We start from the raw sequence: 18,423 nt of genomic DNA, 5'->3' as shown, positions 1-18,423 counted from the left end.
GGGTCATTGGACAAAAACAATTAAAAAATAAAAAATCAACAAGGGCATGATTTCAGTAATTAATTATGAAAAGCAAAAAATTACAATTTATCATTAAACCCGAGAAGATAAAAGAAACATTTAATCGGTTGGATCGGCTTAATAAAGGAGACAGGTCTTCTTTGGTGTTTAAAAAAATTCCCATTATTTTTTTCATGGATTTTTTCCCCGGATTCGAGGGCAAAGAAGAAGTCCACGAGAAAGAAGATGATTTTTTATGTGTAATTGAAGGCGAGGGCAATTTATTGATTAATCGGAAAAAGAAATTAAAAATAAGGCAAGGCGATTTGGTTTATATTCCGAGCAGAATGTTTCATAAATTGTCAACCAAAAAAAAAGGAATCAAATATATTGTTGTTAAAATAAAAAATTATAAATAATATTCAAAAAAACAATGTCTTCAAAAATAATATTAAACGATATTATAATAGGGGACGAGCAGCCATGCCTTGTCGTGCCCGACGGGTGCGACAATCACATGGGTTCGCTAGAACGGGCTAAAGAAATGGCTTATGCAGCAAAAATTTCCGGCGCGAAAATAATTAAATGGCAGTTGCATTTGCCGGAAGAAGAAATGGTAAAAGACGAGGCCATAGCGGCTTCGAAAGAAATGCTTGCCAAATGGGGGTCAATTTGGGATTTTGTTAATAAATTCAGATTATCGGTTGATGACCATTATCAATTAAAACAGTATTGCGACAAAATCGGAATACAATATTTTTGCACGCCTTTTTCTTCGCGAGCCGCAGAAATTCTTAATCAAATGGGAGTTTATGGTTTTAAAATCGGTTCAGGAGAAACAGAAGATTTATTAATGATAGAAGAGATTGTAAAAATGAAACGCCCTATGATTATTTCAACCGGCATGAGCGACCTTTCCGAGATTGACTTTATCGCGCAAACTATTCAAAATTCAGGTACGCCTTATGCTTTCGCCCATTGTTTATCGATATATGAAGGACAGAAAGCAAACCAATTGAATTACGGAGTAATTTCCCTGTTTAAAAAACGTTATGGCGTTCCTGTGGGCCTTTCCGACCATACTCCGCCGGATTTTATTAAATCAATAAGTGGAATTGCCGTAAGTCATGAAGCAAGAATATGGGCTGCCGTACATCAAGGTGCAAATTTTATTGAAAAACATTTTACTCTTGACAGGAAACAAGCCGACGCTGACAGTTGTTTTTCGTTAAATCCGCAGGATTTAAAAGATATTATTGAAACCGTTAAAGCAGCAGAAGAAGCATTGGGTAAGGAGCGAAAAGTTTTTAACGAAGAAAAGCCGGTGGCGGAATGGGCAAAGCGGAGCATTGTTTCTTTGGTCGATATCCCCAAAGGTTCAATTATTACAAGAGAAATATTGACTTCAAAACGTCCCGGGACAGGAATACGCTCGAAAGATTATAAACAAATTATTGGTAAAAGAACCCGAATTCTAATTCCTAAGAATACTTTAATAAAATGGGAACAAATTCAAGACTAAAACAAAAATTGCGAGTTGCTATTGTATCGGAAAGAAGAGCCGATTATTCTCGGTTTAAACCAATTTTATCGCTTATGGAAAACGATCCTTTCTTTGATTATAAATTGATTGTTACCGGAATAAGTCTTTTAAAAAATTACGGAGAAGATATCAAAATTATTAAACGCGACGGATTCAAAATTGCATCCGTTATTCCAATGTTTAGAGAAAATGCGCCTGACAGCGGCGCTGAAATGACTCGCGCTTACAGCCGCGTTATGAGTGGTCTTTCAGATGTTTTTGAAGCGTTAAAACCGGATCTTGTTTTAACCGGTTTTGATATCGGCGCTAATTTTTCCGCCGCAGTCGTAGGAGCGCACATGAACATTCCCGTTGCTCACATTCAAGGAGGAGAAATAACGGGAAGCATTGATGAGTCGTTAAGACACGCAACCTCAAAATTTGCCAATATTCATTTCGCGGCGACTAAGGAAGCGGCAAACAGGATTAGAAGGATGGGGGAGGATCCGAGATTTATTTTCGTTGTTGGTTGTCCCTCGATAGATGTTTTGGTCCAATCTCCCGTTATTTCCAGAAAGAATATCATGGGAATGCTTAAGCTTAATTCTGAGCAACCCTATGTTGTCATTGTCCAACATTCGGTAACAAGCGAAATAGACCAGGCTGGATGGCAAATAACACAAACTTTGGAAGCCGTAAAAGAAATTGGAATTCAGGGAGTCATTTTTTACCCTAATAATGATGCGGGAACAAGCGCGATTATTTCAGGAATCCGTAACTCTCATATCAGTTATATAAAAAGCCTTTCTTCGGAAATTTTTATTAATGTGTTGCGTTATTCAGAGGCCTTAATAGGCAATTCTTCCACGGGTATTCACGAAACGGCAACATTACATGTCCCAACGGTTAATATAGGAACGCGTCAACAAGGAAGAGAGCGGCCTAAAAATGTCATTGATAGTTCTTATCAGAAGGAAGAAATTAAAAACGCGATAAGAAAGGCTCTTTATGATAAAAAATTTAAGGAAATTGTGCAGAATGTTAAAAATCCCTACGGAGACGGACACTCCGCCGAAAGAATTATAAAAATTTTAAAAACCATAGACATTAAAAACATTCCGATACAAAAAAGATTTATAGATTAATTAAAATGCATAATTCTAAAAATAAAAAAAGAATATTTATTTGCGGGGGCGCCGGTTTTATTGGGCAAACATTAACAAAAGAACTTCTGAAAGAAGGAAGAAATATTAATCTTTTAATCTACGACAAAACCCCTCCGCCTTTTAAGAATAAAAACCTCAGTTTTTTAAAAGGGAGTATTTTAGATAAAAAAGCTTTAAAAAGAGCCCTTAAGAAGTCAGACATCGTGATAAACTTAGTGGGTTCTTTCAGGAAGGATTTTTACTTGATAAATGTTCTTGGCAGCTCCAATCTTTTGGAGGTTTGCAAGGAGTCCGATATAAAGAAAATAATTTTTATTTCCTCCGAGGCTGTCTATGGAGAATACACGGGCAAACCCCATATTGAATCCGATTGTCCAAAACCAATAACCGAATATGGTTTTTCAAAATACATGGCGGAAAAGATTTATAAATTTTATTCGGATAAATACAAAATCCCGATTATTATTTTGCGTTTATCAAGCACTTACGGACCTGGGCAGAAAATAGGAATAGGGGTGTTATCTGATTCTCTTAATTCAGCGCTTAAAAAAAGGCCGTTAAAAATTCATGGAGATGGAGAACAACACAGAGATTTTTTATATATTGATGACGCAGTAAAGGGAATTATAAAAAGCATTTATTATGAAACAAAAGGATTGGAAATTTTTAATATTCCGGGAAAAAAATCGTATTCTTTATTAGAGCTTACCTCTTTAATTAAGAAGAAGATTGGAAACAAAATAGAGATAAAATTTTTGGAACCCAGAAAGCAAGATATTAAGCGCATGTATTCAAATTACAGCAAAGCGAAGCGCCTTTTAAATTATGAACCAAAAGTAAGCCTGAGGGAGGGAATTACCAGAACAATTGATTATTATAAAAATATAAAAAGTTAAAAATGGAATCAGAGACTTGTCCAAAAATAAAAAAAGTTATTTTTTACACAAATATTCCAAGAGTTTTTCGAACTACCCAAATCGGGCATTTTTATGAAATTACGCATGCTTATCCGACAATTTTATTATCTGAAAAGTTAGATTCTGAAACGGAAAATATTATTGCTGATAAAAAATTATTCCCGAGATTAGAGAAAATCATACCGGTTCATCAATTTACAGGCGAAAAAAAAGGCTTATTTGCTAAAAACAGATATCTTTATAATTTAGCCAAAGACGCTATTTTAAAATGTAATCCGGATATTGTTATATCGCCAAGCGACATACATTCTCTTTTTGAAATGTATTTATTAAGATTTGCCAAGAAAATAGGCGCCCTAAGAATTATTATTCAGCCATCAAACATCGGAGACAGTAAAAACGGCGAGAAATTCGTGGACCTTACCAATGCTTATTTGAGATTTCCTTCTTTTTTGCCTCTTAAATTAAGACTTTTTTTAACAAGATGTAGAAAATATTTAGGCCACTTTCTTTATTATTGGATTTTACCTTTGCTGGTTTTGGAAAGACCTTTTTCGGGAAAAGCAAGTTATATTTTAAGAAAAGGGAATATAGGAATGGGGGACAGCGATTATTTGATTGTTTTTTCGGAAAAAGATCGGCAGTTGTTTCTTAAGGAAGGTGTTCGGCCTGAGAAAATTTATATTTTAGCCCATCCGTTGGCGAGGGAAAGCAGAAAGGTGTTTAAAAATTTTTTTATAAACATATCAGGGGGAAAAAAAGCAAAAAATTTTATTTTAGTTTTATTATCAAGCTGGGTAGAAATCGGATTCAGGCGAGATAATTGTCATTTAATTTCAAGAGAGGAAAGATACAAAAAATGGAAAGAAACAATTGGTTTGATAACCGGATTTTTTCCAGATTGGGAAATAATTATCAAGCATCACCCGAAAGATAAAGATATAGAAAGGTCTAGGTTGGAATTTGAACCGATTTCAAAAAATATTAAAATTATAAATCCGAAAGAACAGTTAGATGAGTATATAGATGGTGCAAAGATTATTATCGGTCTTCCTTTGTCGGCAAGCACAAGCTTGTATATCGCATCTTTGAAATGTCCGAGAAAACCGATATTATCCTTAGATTTTCATCGAGAGATTCTAGGGGATTATTATAAAAATTTTGAAGGAATTGAGCACATTGATAGTGAGTTAAGGTTAAGTAATATTTTAGAACTGATAAAAAAGAATAAATATCAAAAAAAGTTAATAAAAAAAAATAAAGCAAAAAAATTTAAAGACACGGTTGAATTATTAAATTATTTATACAAAATAAAACATGATAACGCTTTTTACGGTACCTAGAGCTTTTCGAGATCCGTTTAATATTCCGCAAAGAAATTCCCTTAAAAGTTGGACGTTGCTCAGACCGAAATGCGAAATTATTTTATTCGGTAACGAGGAAGGCGTAGCTGAGGTGGCAGCTGAGTTTTGCGTTAGGCACGTTCCAGAAATTGAATTGAACGAATTTGGAACTCCCGTTATTGGCGTTACGGTCAATATGGCAAGAAAATTAGCAAGTAATCCTATTATTGGACAGCTTACAAGCGATATTATTTTATTTAGTAACTTTACAAAAGCTGTTTCAAAAATAAACGCAGAAAATTTTTTAATGGTTGGTAGGCGTTGGGATTTAAACGTTGAGGAAGAAATTGATTTTAATGATGATAATTGGGAAGAAAAACTTCAAGAGAAACTTAGAAAAGAAGGAAAATTGCATGGCCCTTCGGCAATTGACTATTTTGTTTTTTCAAAAGATTTTTTCGGAGAAATTCCGCCATTTATCATCGGATCTCCAGGACCTGACAATTGGATGATTTATCACGCAAGATCTGTAAGAATACCGGTTATAGATGTAACCCACGAGGTTACTGTTATTCACCAGGACCACGATCGTCCAAGAAAAGAAACAAAATTTTATAAAATTGAAAGACAAAGAACTTTTGAATTGGCCGGCGGATTTAATTCGATGTGTTCTTTGCAAGACGCCGATTGGATTTTAACTTCCAAGGGTCTTGAAAAACCTCCTTTTCCGAGAAGAATTATTTCCGAATTGACTCTTTTTAAGCCTTGGCGGTATTTAGTCACTCTGAAAAGAAAAATTCAAAAGTATTTTAAAACGAGTTATTACTAAAATGAAAAAAATAACATTAATAATTCCTCCATTTCCCAGATTATTCGATTCCACCATATTTCCACCCTTAGGACTACTATATGTAGCCGCAATTTTAGAAAAAAATAATTTCGACGTTAAAATGTGCGACTTACGAGAGAAATTCGATTTAACTAAAATTCCGGAAGCGGATATCTATGGCACCACAGGGCACGTAACAGAAGTAAATGAGCTTAGACAAATAGGGAAATACTTGGAAGGCAAGGGACTTAGGATAATAGGCGGAGTGCATGCGACTCATATGCCCGGAGATTTTATCGGATACTACGACACTATTTTAAGGGGCGACGGGGAAATAACTATATTGGATATTATAAAGAACGGATTGACCGGTATTATTCAGGGAAAAACAGTAGAAAACATAGATACGGTACCTTTCCCCGCAAGACACCTATTGCCAAGAGATAGAGTTGTATCAAAAGATGTTTTAGGGGGATATGGATATAACAAAGAGTCTCCCGAAGCGATGGTTTTATATACATCAAGAGGGTGTCCCTTTAAATGTGCATTTTGTTCTAATATCCCACAACCAATAAGGTTTCATAGTCCGGAATATGTTTTATCAGAAATTAAATATTTAATTAAAAATTATTCAGTAAATAATTTTAATATTATGGACGATCATTTTACATTGAACAGGTCCAGATTAAAAAAACTTGCTGAATTATTAGAGCCGTTAAATATAAGATTTAAATGCATGGCAAGAATAGATGCGCTAGACGAAGAAATATGCGTATTACTTAAAAAAATGGGTTGTGTGGAAATTCAAATGGGACTTGAGTCTGCCGACGAGAATGTATTAAAGTTAATGAATAAACCCTTGGATTTGGAAAAGGCGAAAGAAGCGATTAAAAGAATTAAATCGCATGGAATCATAGCAAAAACATTCTTAATAGCCGGTCTTCCGGGTGAAACATGGGAAAGCATAGAAAAAACCAAACAATTTATAAGAGAAACTCAACCGGATAAATGCCCGGCAACTCTTTTTATGCCATTTCCGGTATGCGATGTTTGGAAAAACCCGGACAAATACGGGGTGAAGATATTGACAAGAGAATACTCTAAATATTTCTTTAGATATCCGACAGAATCCGTTATAGAAACCAAGGAATGTTCGGCAAAAGAACTGACCGAACATTTTAATCACCTGAGAGATTATATAAACTCCAATGAATGGAGAAATAAAAATTAAAAATAAAAATTATTAACAACATGGCAACAATAAATTTTAAAAAAATAATCATTTTTACGACAGTTTTAATCGGAATTTTATTAATAATAAGTGTTGCTTTTATTTTTTATTTAAAAGTTCCTTTTTTTCAAGAACAAGAAAAAAAATTGCCGGAACAAAACCAGGAAATTATTGAAGAAAAATTGCTACTTGCCATTAACTATGGCGGAGAAAACACCGAAGCTGATTTTAAAGAGGGGATGACCGTTTTTGATTTATTGAAAAATGGATCGGAAAAATTAAACTTAGCGCTGAAAATAAAAAATTACGATATGGGAATTTTTATTGAAGCCATCGGGGGAAAAGAAAACGGAGAAGACGGGAGATATTGGATGTATTATGTCAATGGAGAAATGCCTATGGTTTCAGCCGATAAATATCAATTAAAGCCCGCAGATAAAGTCGAATTTAAATTTGAAAAATCAAAATTTTAAAAATAAAAAATAAAAATATTAAAAATATGAAAAAAATAAACATTTTAGAAATCATTTTCGTCGTTATTTTAATTGCAATTGGCATTACCTTAAGATTGCTTCCTCATTTGCCTAATTTTACTCCAATCATTGCCATAGCTTTATTCGGTGGCGTTTATTTGAAGAGAAAAGCGGCCGTTGTAATTCCGTTATTGACAATGGCAGTTTCAGATATGTTTATCGGTCGTTATGAACTGAGCCTGATGATTTCCGTTTACGGCACTTTTTTTATTTGTGTTTTATTGGGTTTTTGGTTAAAAAATAATAAAAAATGGTACACAATCTTAGGATGTACGCTCTTGGGTTCGGTTTTGTTTTTTACTATTACAAATTTCGCCGTTTGGATTTTTACTCCCTGGTATGCGAAAACTGTTTTTGGATTAATTCAGTGTTATTTAATGGCTTTGCCCTTTTTTAGAAACGCCTTATTGGGAGATTTATTTTATGTAATAACCTTTTTCGGGGCTTATGAGATAGTCGAGGCTTGGATTAGAATAAAATTTAAAGTAACGAAAATTATTGATGTAGTACATTATTAAAATTTTTAAAATGCTTACCGTATTAAAAAATAAAAAAAATATTTTCATTCTAGGCTTTTTATTGGTTCTATTGATTTTACCAAGGATTGCAATTTATCCTATTTTTGGAGTTGGCATTGTAGGCACCGATGCTCAGTTTAGATATTTCCCGCAGGCAAAAGAACTTTCTGAGTCATTTGGTAATTTTTTTAACCAGACAGGCCCTGCTTATTCTTTATTTTTATTGTTTTTTGAAAAAATAAATAACGACATGGTGGCAGGTCCCGTATTAATTCAGCACATTATTGGCATAATTACTGCTCTATTGGTATTTTGCTATTTCAAAAAAATAAATTTACCCTTAGCTTTTTTCGTTACTATTTTTACTTATTCTGCCTGGACAGCTTTATGGATAGAGCACACTATTTTACGGGAATCTTTAGCCTCTTTTTTGATGGTTATTTTAGTTATCCTTGTTTCTTTAGCCGCCAAAGAATTAAAATATTTTAAATTTATTTTTGCTTTTTTGACCGGATTAATTGGTCTTGCACTTGTCTTTATTAGGATAGAATTTGTGGTCCTTTTAATTTTTATGCCCTTGATTTTATTTATTGTAAAGAAAAAAGAGCTTCCTAATTTTAAATTTAAAGACAGAAATTTTTTAAAATGGAATTTTGGATATTTTTGTCCTTTCTTTATTGTCTTTATTGTATATTTTATGTTATTTCGACCAGTTCAAATAAAGACTACTGATTACGGTTCCTTTTTTATCGTATCTTATTATAGTTTAATACCCGAAACATTTTATTATAATAATTCGCGTTACGCCGGACTTTTGAATGAATATCAGGAAATTCTGGAAACCGCCGGAACAAAGAGAGAAGAGACCAGTTTAGCAAAAAGAGAAAGAATGGCAAAATTTGATGAGGTAACCTCAGAATATCTTTCTCGCCACCCTGAAATAAAACTTTCTAAACTTGAAATCATGGATAAAATTTACATTGAGATTATGATAAAAAACACTCTAGTTTATTTGGAATCATTTGGTGTAAATTTGAAAAATCATCTTCTCGGGACAGCCGAGTTGGATACTTTAATATTTAAAGATAAAATAACAGATTCCGGAGTAGAAACAAAGATAGATTCTCCAGTTATTGACAAAATATTCCATTTTCACAATATTGGCATGAAATGGTTTAGCACGGTTCTGTTCTGGCTATTTTTACCGTCGACAGCATTCTTATTTATTAAATGGAAGTCCTTACCTTCTGAAGTAATAATATCGTTTTTTATAACAGTTATTCATATACTTGTTCTGTCTTTTTTGACAAACCCTGCCCATCGTTTTAGATATCCTATAGATCCTTTTATATATTTCTTGCAGTTTTATCTTATCTTAACTTTTTTCAATATGATATTTTTTGGAAAAATTAAGTTACTATATAAAAGACAATGACAGACGTTTTTTATTAGAGTTATTTTAGAGCTTATCAATGTTGTTTGATTTTTGAGAATATAATTAAAAATTAAAAAATAGCAACTTGACTTTTAAGCAAATTTATTAGAAAATAATTTTCTAGAATATGAAAACGATAGTTACCGGCGGAGCCGGCTTCATAGGCAGTCATTTAGTCGAACTTCTTTTAGAAAGGAAACATTCGGTTTTAGTTTTGGATAATTTTGTTACCGGCCGTCAAGAAAATCTTGCTCATTTGAAAAACAATAAGAATTTAGAATTAATTCAGGTTGATATTTCGGATTTTGATAAAATAAAGGATTATTTCAAAGGCGTTGACTGGGTTTTTCATTTGGCTGCCTTGGCAGATATTGTGCCGTCGATAGTAGAACCATTAAAATACCACAATAGTAATATAAACGGTACAGTTTCTGTTTTAGAAGCGTCCAGGCGGGCAAAAGTTAAAAGGTTTATTTACGCGGCCTCGTCTACTTGTTATGGTTTGGCTGAAATATTTCCTACGCCTGAATCCGCTCCAATTAAGCCGGAATATCCATATGCTTTGACAAAATATCTGGGCGAACAAATTGCTTTACATTGGTGTAAGGTTTATAAATTACCAGTTATTTCCCTGAGATCATTTAATGTGTATGGTCCTAGGTCGCGTACTTCCGGAACTTATGGTGCGGTGTTTGGAGTATTTTTAGCTCAGAAATTAGCCAAAAAACCCTTCACCGTTGTTGGCGACGGCACCCAAACCCGTGATTTTACTTTTGTAAAAGATGTAGTCAGGGCTTTTTTGGCAGCAGCTGAATCCGGCGTTACCGGTGAAATTTTTAATGTAGGTTCCGGCGGTACTTACAGTATTAATCGCGTCATTGAACTTTTAGAGGGATCGGTTACTTATATTCCCAAGCGTCCCGGCGAACCGGATTGTACTTTTGCCGATATTTCTAAAATAAAAAAAATACTTCATTGGCAATCGGAAACTTCGTTGGAAGAAGGCATTAAAATCTTATTAGATAATATTGATTATTGGAGAAATGCTCCGGTTTGGACGCCGAAATCTATTGCGGAAGCTACCAAAGAATGGTTCAAAAATTTAGGCGTTAAATAAAAATTTAATATTTTTTTTATGTCCGATTTAATTAATCAAAAAATAAAAAACATTGACGAATTAGCTGAAATAGTTGCTAAACTAAAAAATGAAGGCAAAAAAGTGGTTCAATGTCACGGTGTTTTTGAATTAGTCCATCCCGGCCATCTTTATCATTTTGAATCGGCTAAAAAAGAAGGAGATGTTTTAATTATAAGCATAACAGCGGATGAATTTGTCAATAAGGGACCCGGCCGTCCTATTTTTTCAGCCGCTGTTCGGGCTAAGTCTTTGGCAAACATTCAAATCGTTGACTACGTAATAATTAATCATGATTTTTCGGCAATTGAATTGTTAAAAAAAATAAAACCCAATATTTATTTTAAAGATCAAGAATATAAATCTGCCCTGCAGGATCCGAATAGAAATCTTTATAAAGAAGCCCAGGCCGTAAGGTCGGTTGGCGGTGAAATTAAGTTTAGTTATGAGCCAACTTTTAGCTCTTCCAATTTTTTAAAAAATTATTTCGATATTTATCCGCAAGAAGTTAAAAATTTTTTAAAAGATTTTAACGCTAGATACAGCGCCAAAGAAATAATTGATATTTTAAAAAGTTTACGCGAGATGAAAATTTTACTCATCGGGGAAACGATTATTGATGAATATCATTACTGCAGAGGCATGGGTAAAATTCCTAAAGATAATTTAATAGCCACTAAATATTTAAATAATGAAATTTTTGCCGGCGGTGTTTTGGCTTGCGCTAATCATCTCGCCGGATTTTGCGACAATGTTCACTTAGTAACGACTTTAGGTAAAAAAAATAGCTACGAAGATTTTATTAAATTAAAATTAAAACCAAATATTACCTTTAAATTTTTTTATGACGATGAGGGACAAACAATCGTAAAGAAAAGATTTATAGACCCGATTTTTTTTAATAAAATGTTTGAAATTTATTATTTTGACGACAGGCAATTGTCTGTAAATATTTCTGAACAAATTATTGATTATTTAATAAATATTTTGCCTCGGTACGATTTAGTTATAGTAAATGATTACGGTCATGGTTTTTTTGATAAAAATATTATTGCAACATTAACCGAAAAAGCTAAATTTTTAGCTGTCAATACGCAGACCAACAGTGCTAATACGGGTTTTAATTTAATAACGAAATATTCGCGATCAGATTATGTTTGCATCGATGAACCTGAAGCTCGTTTGGCTACCCATCAAAAGGACGGTGATATTTCCGAGGTGATCGCTCAAATTTTTAAAATGATTAATGTAAAAAAAATGGTAGTTACTCGCGGTCATCTTGGATCAATTGCTTCTGAGGGAGCAAATAAGACTTATAATGTACCTGTTCTGTCTACAAGAGTTGTTGACCGCGTTGGAGCAGGGGATGCTTTTTTGGCAATAAGCTCGCCTTGTGCAGCAAAAGGTGCGCCGATGGAAATAGTTAGTTTTATCGGTAATGTAATAGGTGCGATTAAGGTAACCGTAGTAGGAAATAAATCATCGGTTATGCCCGATCAAGTTTATAGGTTTATTCAAACTTTATTTAAATAATTAAGAATTTAAAGCTTAATAAATTTTATCATGAGTGAAATTGTCTCTAATTATATAGATGATTTGCATAGGATTTTTAATCAGACCAAAGTAACCGATATTGACGGGAAAGAATTGAATTTATCCGACGCTTTGATAAAATCCGCTGAAATGGTAATGAAAGCAAACTCGCTTGGGAATAAAATGATATTTATTGGCAATGGCGGATCGGCAGCTGTGTCAAGCCATAAAGCGCTTGATTACTGGTTTACAGGAAAAATAAGGGGTATTTCTTTTTCTGATCACGTAAATTTAACTTGCGTTACTAATGATTTTGGATACCAAAATGTTTTCGTTAAACAGATTGAGATGTTCGCCGATAAAGGCGATATTTTATTTGCGATCTCCAGTTCCGGTAATTCAGAAAATATTATTTTAGCCGTTGAAGCAGCGCGTCGGCGTGGCTGTCTGGTTTTTACTTTTTCCGGTTTTAAAGAAATAAATCGCTTGCGTAATTTGGGCGATCTTAATTTTTATACTCCAGTCCAACATTTTAATAAAGTAGAGTCGCTTCATCTTTTGCTTTGCGATTGCATTTTAGAAATTATCGTAGAACATAGAAATAATTTTTTGATTAATAATGAGCATAATAAAGAAAATAAAATTAATCATTATATGGATAAGGAACCCTCAAAAAATTTAAGCTTGAATAGTTATTTTTTAAATAATAATCAACCGCAATCAGCGAAGAATATTTTAGTGGCTCTAGACAGAGACGGCACGATTATTTATGACGATGATGGTTATTTTGGCAAGGAAGATAACTGGAGAAATAAGATAAAATTTTATAATGGCGTTGTTGAAGCGATCACGATTTTAAACAGTTTCGCCAATGTTATCGTGAACACCAATCAAATTGGCGTTGCCCGCGGCTTTTATGGGCCAGAAAGAGTGAAAGAAATTAATCATACCCTTAATGTTATTTTAAAAAATCAGGGGGCGATGGTAGACGGTTGGTATTTTTCTCCTTATGTTGAAAAAAGTTGGGCTGAAAAAAATGGCTTGGATTTAAATAGCTCCTGGGTTTTAGAGAGTTTTCCAGAAACCAGAAAGCCACAGATTGGTATGTTGAAATTAGCCGCCATTGATTCTAAAAAAGACCTTTTCTCTTATAAAAAAATTTTTGCCATAGGTGATTCAATCGATGATTTAAAAATGGCTTTAAATGCCGGCGGGATCGGTATTTTTTTTAAAAACGGGAAGAACAATCACTTACTGGATCAAATAAAACCCCTAGAGCTGTCTAATCCGGGGAGAATTTTTTACGTAGACAATTTAGTATCTGCGGCTGAAATAATAAAAAGTTTAAGTATTTAAAAATATGGAGGACAAATATGCTATTGATTATCATAAAATCATATTTCATCCCGAAAGATTGGCAGCTTGGTTAAAAATTCGAGATAATTGGGAAAGAGCTAAGAGAATATATCCTATTTATGTTGAAATTTCGACTTCCGGACTTTGCAACCACCGTTGCAAATTTTGTGCTGTGGATTATTTAAGAAACAAGAGTCAATTTGCGAGTTTCTATAATTTAAAAAAAGCAATCAGAGATATGGCTCGGGGTGGCGTAAAAAGCATTCAATTTGGCGGCGAAGGAGAACCGTTGCTTCATCCTAAAATAAAAGAAATAGTTAAATATACCAAATCTTTAGGAATTGATATTTCTTTTACTACTAACGGAACTTTTTTAAAAGAAAGCCTATTAAAAGATATTTTACCTTTATTGACTTGGGTAAAAGTAAGTATTGATGCCGGTAAACCGGAAACTCACATGAGAATTCACAGACCGAAAATCCAGGATTTTAATATTATCATAAATAATCTTAAAAAAGCGGTTGGAATTAAAAAGAAACAAAAATCCAAATGTACTTTGGGCGGTCAGATGCTTCTATTGCCCGACAATTATAGGGAAGCCGTAATTTTGGCTAAAAAACTGAAAGAAATCGGTTTGGATTACTTGATTATAAAACCCTATTCTCAGCATAAAAAAAGCATTACCAGGGAATATGAAAATATTTCTTATAAAAAGTATTTTTATTTAAAAGATGAATTAAAAAAATTAAACAGTGATAAATTTGAAGTAATCTTCAGAGAAAAAACAATGAAAAAATTGGAGGAAGGTCGAGGTTATAAAGTTTGTCATGCCGTTCCTTTTTTTTGGGCCTATGTTATGGCTAGCGGCGATGTTTACAGTTGTAGCAGTTTTTTAGGAGATGGCGAGTTTAGGTTGGGTAATTATAATAAAAAATCATTTAAAGAAATTTGGGAGAGCGAGAAGAGAAGAAAACACTGGAAATTTATTCGGAATAAACTTGATATTAGTCAATGCAGAGAAAATTGCCGAATGGATGAAGTCAATCGATACCTGGAAAGACTGAATAGTCCACCGGAACATGTAAATTTCATTTAAATATCCAATTGATAAAGAAAAAGAAATATTTTTAAGAAAAAAAGCTAATTATATTGGGGATGAAATTTTGAGAGTTGCTATTCCTAATGGCGCTCATATTATGCGAATTAACACATGCCCATATACCCTAATAAAAATTTAAAGAAAAAAATACAAAAAATATTGCTTGTAAATCCTCCCGGAAAAATTACAGTTACCAAGGAAGGATCAAGAGAAAGAAAGTTGGCAGTGCCTCCTCTTGGATTAGCCTATTTAGCAGCAGGACTTCTGAAGCATGGATTTGAGGTAGAGATTTTGGATATTTTAATTGAAGGTTTTTACAACGAAAGCGTTGTAGAAGATGCAATAATTTATGGATTGAATGATAAAGAAATAAAAGAAAGAATATTAGAAAGTAATCCAGACCTTATTGGCGTCAGTTGTATTATTTCGAATCGCAGTAAAGAAGTAGTTAATGTTTGTAAGCTTGCGAAAGAAATAATTCCTGATGTGCATGTGTTAATAGGCGGGCAGCACCCTTCAGGAATGCCTGAAATGATTTTAGACAAGAACGTTGATTTTATCCTTAGAGGCGAAAGCGATAATTCGTTGATTGATTTGATAAAAAGAATCAACGGAAACAAAGACCTAATAAGCGTGGCTGGTATAGTTTTAAAGGATAAAGAAGAAATATATATTAATAAAATACAGGATTATCCGGATGTCAAAACACTTCCTTATCCTGCCTGGGATATTTTCAAATTAGAAAAATATTGGAATGCCGGTGTCTGCGATTATGAGATAAACCCAGAAGAACAGAAAAGATTTTTGATAATGATGACTTCAAGAGGTTGTCCTCACCATTGTTATTTTTGCACTTCTGAGCTGATGGGAGGAAGAAGATATAGGCAAAGAGATTCAGACGATGTTATAAAAGAAATAAAATTATACAAAGAAAAGTATAATATCGAAAAAATTCATTTTTGGGATGATAATTTCTTTGTTAATAAGGACAGAGCCAAAACACTTCTAAAATTTTTAATAGAGAACTTTAAAGACATAGAGTTTGAAATACCGAGCGGTTCAGAAGTAAATGCCATTGATGGTGAAATGATAGACTTAATGGCCAAAGCAGGATTTAAAAAACTTTTTCTGGCAGTTGAAAGTCCAAACGAAACTATCCAAGAGAAGTTGATTGATAAAAGAGTGAAGCTTTATAGAGTTCCCGATGTAGTCAAAGATGCACAAAACAAAGGTTTGATAGTCGAAGGTTCTTTTATGGTTGGATTTCCCGGAGAAACTAAAGAGCAAATGGATAATACATTTGAGCTCGCAAAAAAAATGGGTTTTGATAGAATTTCAATATCTATTGTAAATCCTTTACCAGGCACCCCTCTTTACGGACAATGTAAAAAAGAAAATTTGCTATACCCCGACTATGATCCAAAAAATATTAGATGGTCTGCGGAAAATATTAAATTGAGCGTTCCAAGAGGATATCTTTCAAAAAGGCGGAGGGAAACTTGGGTGGAATATATGAAGAATAAGATTGACATCAATAAATATGAAAAAGAAAAAGTTAATTCATTAAACAAACAAAAGAAATAGAAAAAAAAACATTCTTAAGAAAAAAAGCGAATTATATCAGGGATGAGATTTTGAGGGTTGCCATTCCCAATGGCGCTGGTCATATTGCGCCTTCTTTATCATGCGTTGATATTCTTGTTGCCTTATATTATCAATGCCTTTCTTATAATCCCAAAAATACTCTTTGGGAAGAAAGAGACAGGTTAATTTTTTCCAAAGCGCATGGCGCTTATGCTCTTTATGCAATTTTGGTTGATTTGGGCATTATACCGAAAGAAGAATGGGATAATTTTTATATAGAAGGAAAGAGTAAATTATGCGGGTGCGCGGAAAGAAGATTAGAATACGGCCTTGAGTCGGGATGCGGTTCTTTAGGACATGGGTTGCCCCTTGCCGTAGGCATTGCTTTTGGTGCCCAGTTGCAAAAAAAGTCCTATTATACGTTTTGCATTGTCGGAGACGGAGAATTAGAAGAAGGAACAAACTGGGAGGCATTACAGTTCGGAGTCAAGCATGATGTAAAAAATCTTATCGTGATTATTGATAAAAACCGATTAGGGGCTATGGATTTTTTAACAAATATTATGGATAGAGATGAGGAAGATTTAGCCAAAAAGCTTTCGGGTTTTGGTTTATCTCCGGTTATCTGTCCCGGCCATGATGTTGTTAAATTGGCTGATTGCATTAAAACGGCTAAAGTTTCTTCGGGGGACGTACCTAGGGTAATTTTAGTAAAAACAATAAAGGGCTTCGGTTTGAAATGCATGGAAAATGTGCCGAAATTTCATTTTCGTATTCCCAATGAAGAAGATTTAAAAAAAGGTAAAACCTATGACTCAGAATTTTAATATGGACAATGATATTTTCAGAAAAGAAATTATTAACTATATTTTGCCGAATTTTCGTAAAGACCAAAGATATTATTTGTTGGTCGGTGACATGGGTTTTGGCGCTATCGATAAATTAAGAAATGAATTTCCCGGTCGCGTTATTAATTGTGGCATGATGGAACAGGGTATGGTCGGTATTGCAGCCGGTATGGCTATGAGCGGTTTAAAGCCCATTGTATATACAATAGTAAATTTTTTGGTTTTTAGGTCAATTGAACAGATTAGAAATGATATTGTTCTTCATGACCTTAACGTGAAATTTATCGGAACGGGGGCTAATGATTATTTTAAATTCCTTGGGAAATCACATTGTTGCGGTCAAGATGATATTGCTTTAATGAAATTTATTAATTTGAAAGTTTATGACCCTTATTCCGCCGAGGAATCCTTTCTTGAGTTAGTCCAGAAATGGATACTTGATGAAAAAGCGGCATATATAAGAGTTTAATTTTATTAATTTCGATTTTATAAAATATTATGACCATATCCGTTATCATTCCGGCTTATAATGAGGAAAAAAATATTGAATCGACCGTTGAGAACGTGATAAAAGCGATAAAAGGCAAGTTTACCGACTACGAAATATTAATATTTAATGACTGTAGCCAAGACAATACGGGCAATATCGTTGAAAAATTAGCGCGGTTGAATGGTCGAATTAAAGTTATTCATAACAAAAAAAATGAGGGGTTCGCTTATAATTATAAAAAAGGCGTAGAGCTGGCTAACAACGACTACATAGCCATTATTCCGGGGGACGACGAAATTTTACCGGAATCAATATCTGAAATATTCAGCTTGGTTGGCAAAGCGGAAATTATCATTCCTTATACAGTAAATTATCGGGTCAGGTCTTTGTCAAGAAGAGTAATTTCTTTTTCTTTTACTGCGGTAATGAATTTTTTGTTCGGATTAAAACTGAAATACTACAACGGGCCGGTAGTTCATAAAAGGGAAATTATTAAGTCCGTTTTAATAAAATCAAAAAGTTTTGCCTTTCAAGCAGAAATTCTTGTTAAATTAATTAAGAAAAACCGCAGTTTTATTGAAATGGGCATGTATATCAAAAATAGAAAATATGGTAAATCAAAAGCTTTACGTTTAACTAATATATTGGGGGTTTTCAAAACAATAATCATGCTGTTCGAAGAAATTTATTTATGGGAGGGATTTAGAATTTTTGAAAACAAGAAACGGTTCGTCCCTTTTACTGTTTTATTTTCTATAGTTATATTATTTGGGCTTTCAGTATTTTTTAATCCTTCTTTAAAATTTAGTGGGTGGATAGGGTATGTCGTAATCTCGCCGTTTTTAAAATTTTTTGAATTTTTGATTTCTTTTATTAATAAATAA

18 protein-coding genes are annotated in these 18,423 nt (G+C 33.5%); all 18 read left to right on the top strand.

What is annotated here, in order from left to right; genetic code table 11:
- The first annotated feature begins 65 nt into the window (after positions 1-65).
- On the top strand, positions 66-419 hold the full coding sequence (locus tag NTU58_00295; GenBank protein MCX6764140.1) for a cupin domain-containing protein: 354 nt from the start codon (positions 66-68) through the stop codon (positions 417-419).
- Positions 420-433: 14 nt separating this feature from the next.
- On the top strand, positions 434-1,522 hold the full coding sequence (locus tag NTU58_00290; protein MCX6764139.1) for an N-acetylneuraminate synthase family protein: 1,089 nt from the start codon (positions 434-436) through the stop codon (positions 1,520-1,522).
- Positions 1,501-2,667, top strand: coding sequence for a UDP-N-acetylglucosamine 2-epimerase (neuC, locus tag NTU58_00285; protein ID MCX6764138.1), 1,167 nt, complete (start codon positions 1,501-1,503; stop codon positions 2,665-2,667). The genes NTU58_00290 and neuC overlap by 22 nt, the downstream gene beginning before the upstream one ends.
- Before the next feature lie 5 nt (positions 2,668-2,672).
- Positions 2,673-3,584 carry an NAD-dependent epimerase/dehydratase family protein gene (locus NTU58_00280; protein ID MCX6764137.1) on the top strand — a complete coding sequence of 304 codons (912 nt, stop codon included), beginning with the start codon at positions 2,673-2,675 and terminating at the stop codon, positions 3,582-3,584.
- A gap of 2 nt (positions 3,585-3,586) precedes the next feature.
- Positions 3,587-4,948 carry a hypothetical protein gene (locus tag NTU58_00275; protein ID MCX6764136.1) on the top strand — a complete coding sequence of 454 codons (1,362 nt, stop codon included), beginning with the start codon at positions 3,587-3,589 and terminating at the stop codon, positions 4,946-4,948.
- Positions 4,923-5,777, top strand: a complete 855-nt coding sequence (locus tag NTU58_00270) for a hypothetical protein (protein MCX6764135.1) — start codon at positions 4,923-4,925, stop codon at positions 5,775-5,777. Before NTU58_00275 ends, NTU58_00270 begins: the two co-directional genes overlap by 26 nt.
- A gap of 1 nt (position 5,778) precedes the next feature.
- Positions 5,779-7,008, top strand: coding sequence for a radical SAM protein (locus tag NTU58_00265; GenBank protein ID MCX6764134.1), 1,230 nt, complete (start codon positions 5,779-5,781; stop codon positions 7,006-7,008).
- A gap of 20 nt (positions 7,009-7,028) precedes the next feature.
- Positions 7,029-7,481: a DUF4430 domain-containing protein gene (locus NTU58_00260; GenBank protein ID MCX6764133.1), complete on the top strand. Its 453-nt coding sequence runs from the start codon at positions 7,029-7,031 to the stop codon at positions 7,479-7,481.
- 26 nt (positions 7,482-7,507) lie between these two features.
- Positions 7,508-8,059 (top strand): hypothetical protein, encoded by a 552-nt coding sequence (locus NTU58_00255; protein ID MCX6764132.1) that lies wholly within the window; start codon positions 7,508-7,510, stop codon positions 8,057-8,059.
- 10 nt (positions 8,060-8,069) lie between these two features.
- The gene (locus NTU58_00250; protein ID MCX6764131.1) at positions 8,070-9,494 is read left to right on the top strand and encodes a hypothetical protein; all 1,425 of its coding nucleotides are present in this window, start codon (positions 8,070-8,072) and stop codon (positions 9,492-9,494) included.
- A gap of 127 nt (positions 9,495-9,621) precedes the next feature.
- Entirely contained in the window at positions 9,622-10,611 is a 990-nt protein-coding gene (locus NTU58_00245) for an SDR family oxidoreductase (protein MCX6764130.1), read from the top strand.
- 18 nt (positions 10,612-10,629) lie between these two features.
- The gene (locus tag NTU58_00240; protein ID MCX6764129.1) at positions 10,630-12,162 is read left to right on the top strand and encodes a PfkB family carbohydrate kinase; all 1,533 of its coding nucleotides are present in this window, start codon (positions 10,630-10,632) and stop codon (positions 12,160-12,162) included.
- A 30-nt stretch (positions 12,163-12,192) separates the two neighbouring features.
- On the top strand, positions 12,193-13,518 hold the full coding sequence (locus tag NTU58_00235) for an HAD-IIIA family hydrolase (protein ID MCX6764128.1): 1,326 nt from the start codon (positions 12,193-12,195) through the stop codon (positions 13,516-13,518).
- Positions 13,519-13,522: 4 nt separating this feature from the next.
- On the top strand, positions 13,523-14,614 hold the full coding sequence (locus NTU58_00230) for a radical SAM protein (protein MCX6764127.1): 1,092 nt from the start codon (positions 13,523-13,525) through the stop codon (positions 14,612-14,614).
- Positions 14,615-14,728: 114 nt separating this feature from the next.
- Complete coding sequence (locus NTU58_00225; protein MCX6764126.1) at positions 14,729-16,201, top strand: radical SAM protein; 1,473 nt, start codon at positions 14,729-14,731, stop codon at positions 16,199-16,201.
- A complete protein-coding gene (locus tag NTU58_00220) occupies positions 16,198-17,028 on the top strand; it encodes a transketolase (GenBank protein ID MCX6764125.1) in 831 nt (276 codons plus the stop codon). The genes NTU58_00225 and NTU58_00220 overlap by 4 nt, the downstream gene beginning before the upstream one ends.
- Positions 17,012-17,518, top strand: coding sequence for a transketolase (locus NTU58_00215; GenBank protein ID MCX6764124.1), 507 nt, complete (start codon positions 17,012-17,014; stop codon positions 17,516-17,518). The genes NTU58_00220 and NTU58_00215 overlap by 17 nt, the downstream gene beginning before the upstream one ends.
- Positions 17,519-17,547: 29 nt before the next feature.
- Positions 17,548-18,423, top strand: a complete 876-nt coding sequence (locus tag NTU58_00210) for a glycosyltransferase family 2 protein (protein ID MCX6764123.1) — start codon at positions 17,548-17,550, stop codon at positions 18,421-18,423.

The sequence above is a fragment of the Candidatus Nealsonbacteria bacterium genome, from assembly GCA_026396195.1.
In the GTDB taxonomy this organism is placed as follows: domain Bacteria; phylum Patescibacteriota; class Minisyncoccia; order Minisyncoccales; family JAGGXC01; genus JAPLXH01.
Note: the sequence above shows the minus strand (reverse complement) of the source record. Positions and strands in the feature narration are given on the sequence as shown.

Excerpts from the sequence above, each read along its gene's own strand:
- NTU58_00210 (MCX6764123.1), top strand. The coding sequence starts at position 17,548 with ATGACCATATCCGTTATCATTCCGGCTTATAATGAGGAAAAAAATATT.
- NTU58_00225 (MCX6764126.1), top strand. The coding sequence starts at position 14,729 with ATGCCCATATACCCTAATAAAAATTTAAAGAAAAAAATACAAAAAATA.
- NTU58_00290 (MCX6764139.1), top strand. The coding sequence starts at position 434 with ATGTCTTCAAAAATAATATTAAACGATATTATAATAGGGGACGAGCAG.
- NTU58_00230 (MCX6764127.1), top strand. The coding sequence starts at position 13,523 with ATGGAGGACAAATATGCTATTGATTATCATAAAATCATATTTCATCCC.
- NTU58_00280 (MCX6764137.1), top strand. The coding sequence starts at position 2,673 with ATGCATAATTCTAAAAATAAAAAAAGAATATTTATTTGCGGGGGCGCC.
- neuC (MCX6764138.1), top strand. The coding sequence starts at position 1,501 with ATGGGAACAAATTCAAGACTAAAACAAAAATTGCGAGTTGCTATTGTA.
- NTU58_00240 (MCX6764129.1), top strand. The coding sequence starts at position 10,630 with ATGTCCGATTTAATTAATCAAAAAATAAAAAACATTGACGAATTAGCT.
- NTU58_00215 (MCX6764124.1), top strand. The coding sequence starts at position 17,012 with ATGACTCAGAATTTTAATATGGACAATGATATTTTCAGAAAAGAAATT.
- NTU58_00250 (MCX6764131.1), top strand. The coding sequence starts at position 8,070 with ATGCTTACCGTATTAAAAAATAAAAAAAATATTTTCATTCTAGGCTTT.
- NTU58_00260 (MCX6764133.1), top strand. The coding sequence starts at position 7,029 with ATGGCAACAATAAATTTTAAAAAAATAATCATTTTTACGACAGTTTTA.
- NTU58_00275 (MCX6764136.1), top strand. The coding sequence starts at position 3,587 with ATGGAATCAGAGACTTGTCCAAAAATAAAAAAAGTTATTTTTTACACA.
- NTU58_00270 (MCX6764135.1), top strand. The coding sequence starts at position 4,923 with ATGATAACGCTTTTTACGGTACCTAGAGCTTTTCGAGATCCGTTTAAT.
- NTU58_00245 (MCX6764130.1), top strand. The coding sequence starts at position 9,622 with ATGAAAACGATAGTTACCGGCGGAGCCGGCTTCATAGGCAGTCATTTA.
- NTU58_00295 (MCX6764140.1), top strand. The coding sequence starts at position 66 with ATGAAAAGCAAAAAATTACAATTTATCATTAAACCCGAGAAGATAAAA.
- NTU58_00265 (MCX6764134.1), top strand. The coding sequence starts at position 5,779 with ATGAAAAAAATAACATTAATAATTCCTCCATTTCCCAGATTATTCGAT.
- NTU58_00255 (MCX6764132.1), top strand. The coding sequence starts at position 7,508 with ATGAAAAAAATAAACATTTTAGAAATCATTTTCGTCGTTATTTTAATT.
- NTU58_00235 (MCX6764128.1), top strand. The coding sequence starts at position 12,193 with ATGAGTGAAATTGTCTCTAATTATATAGATGATTTGCATAGGATTTTT.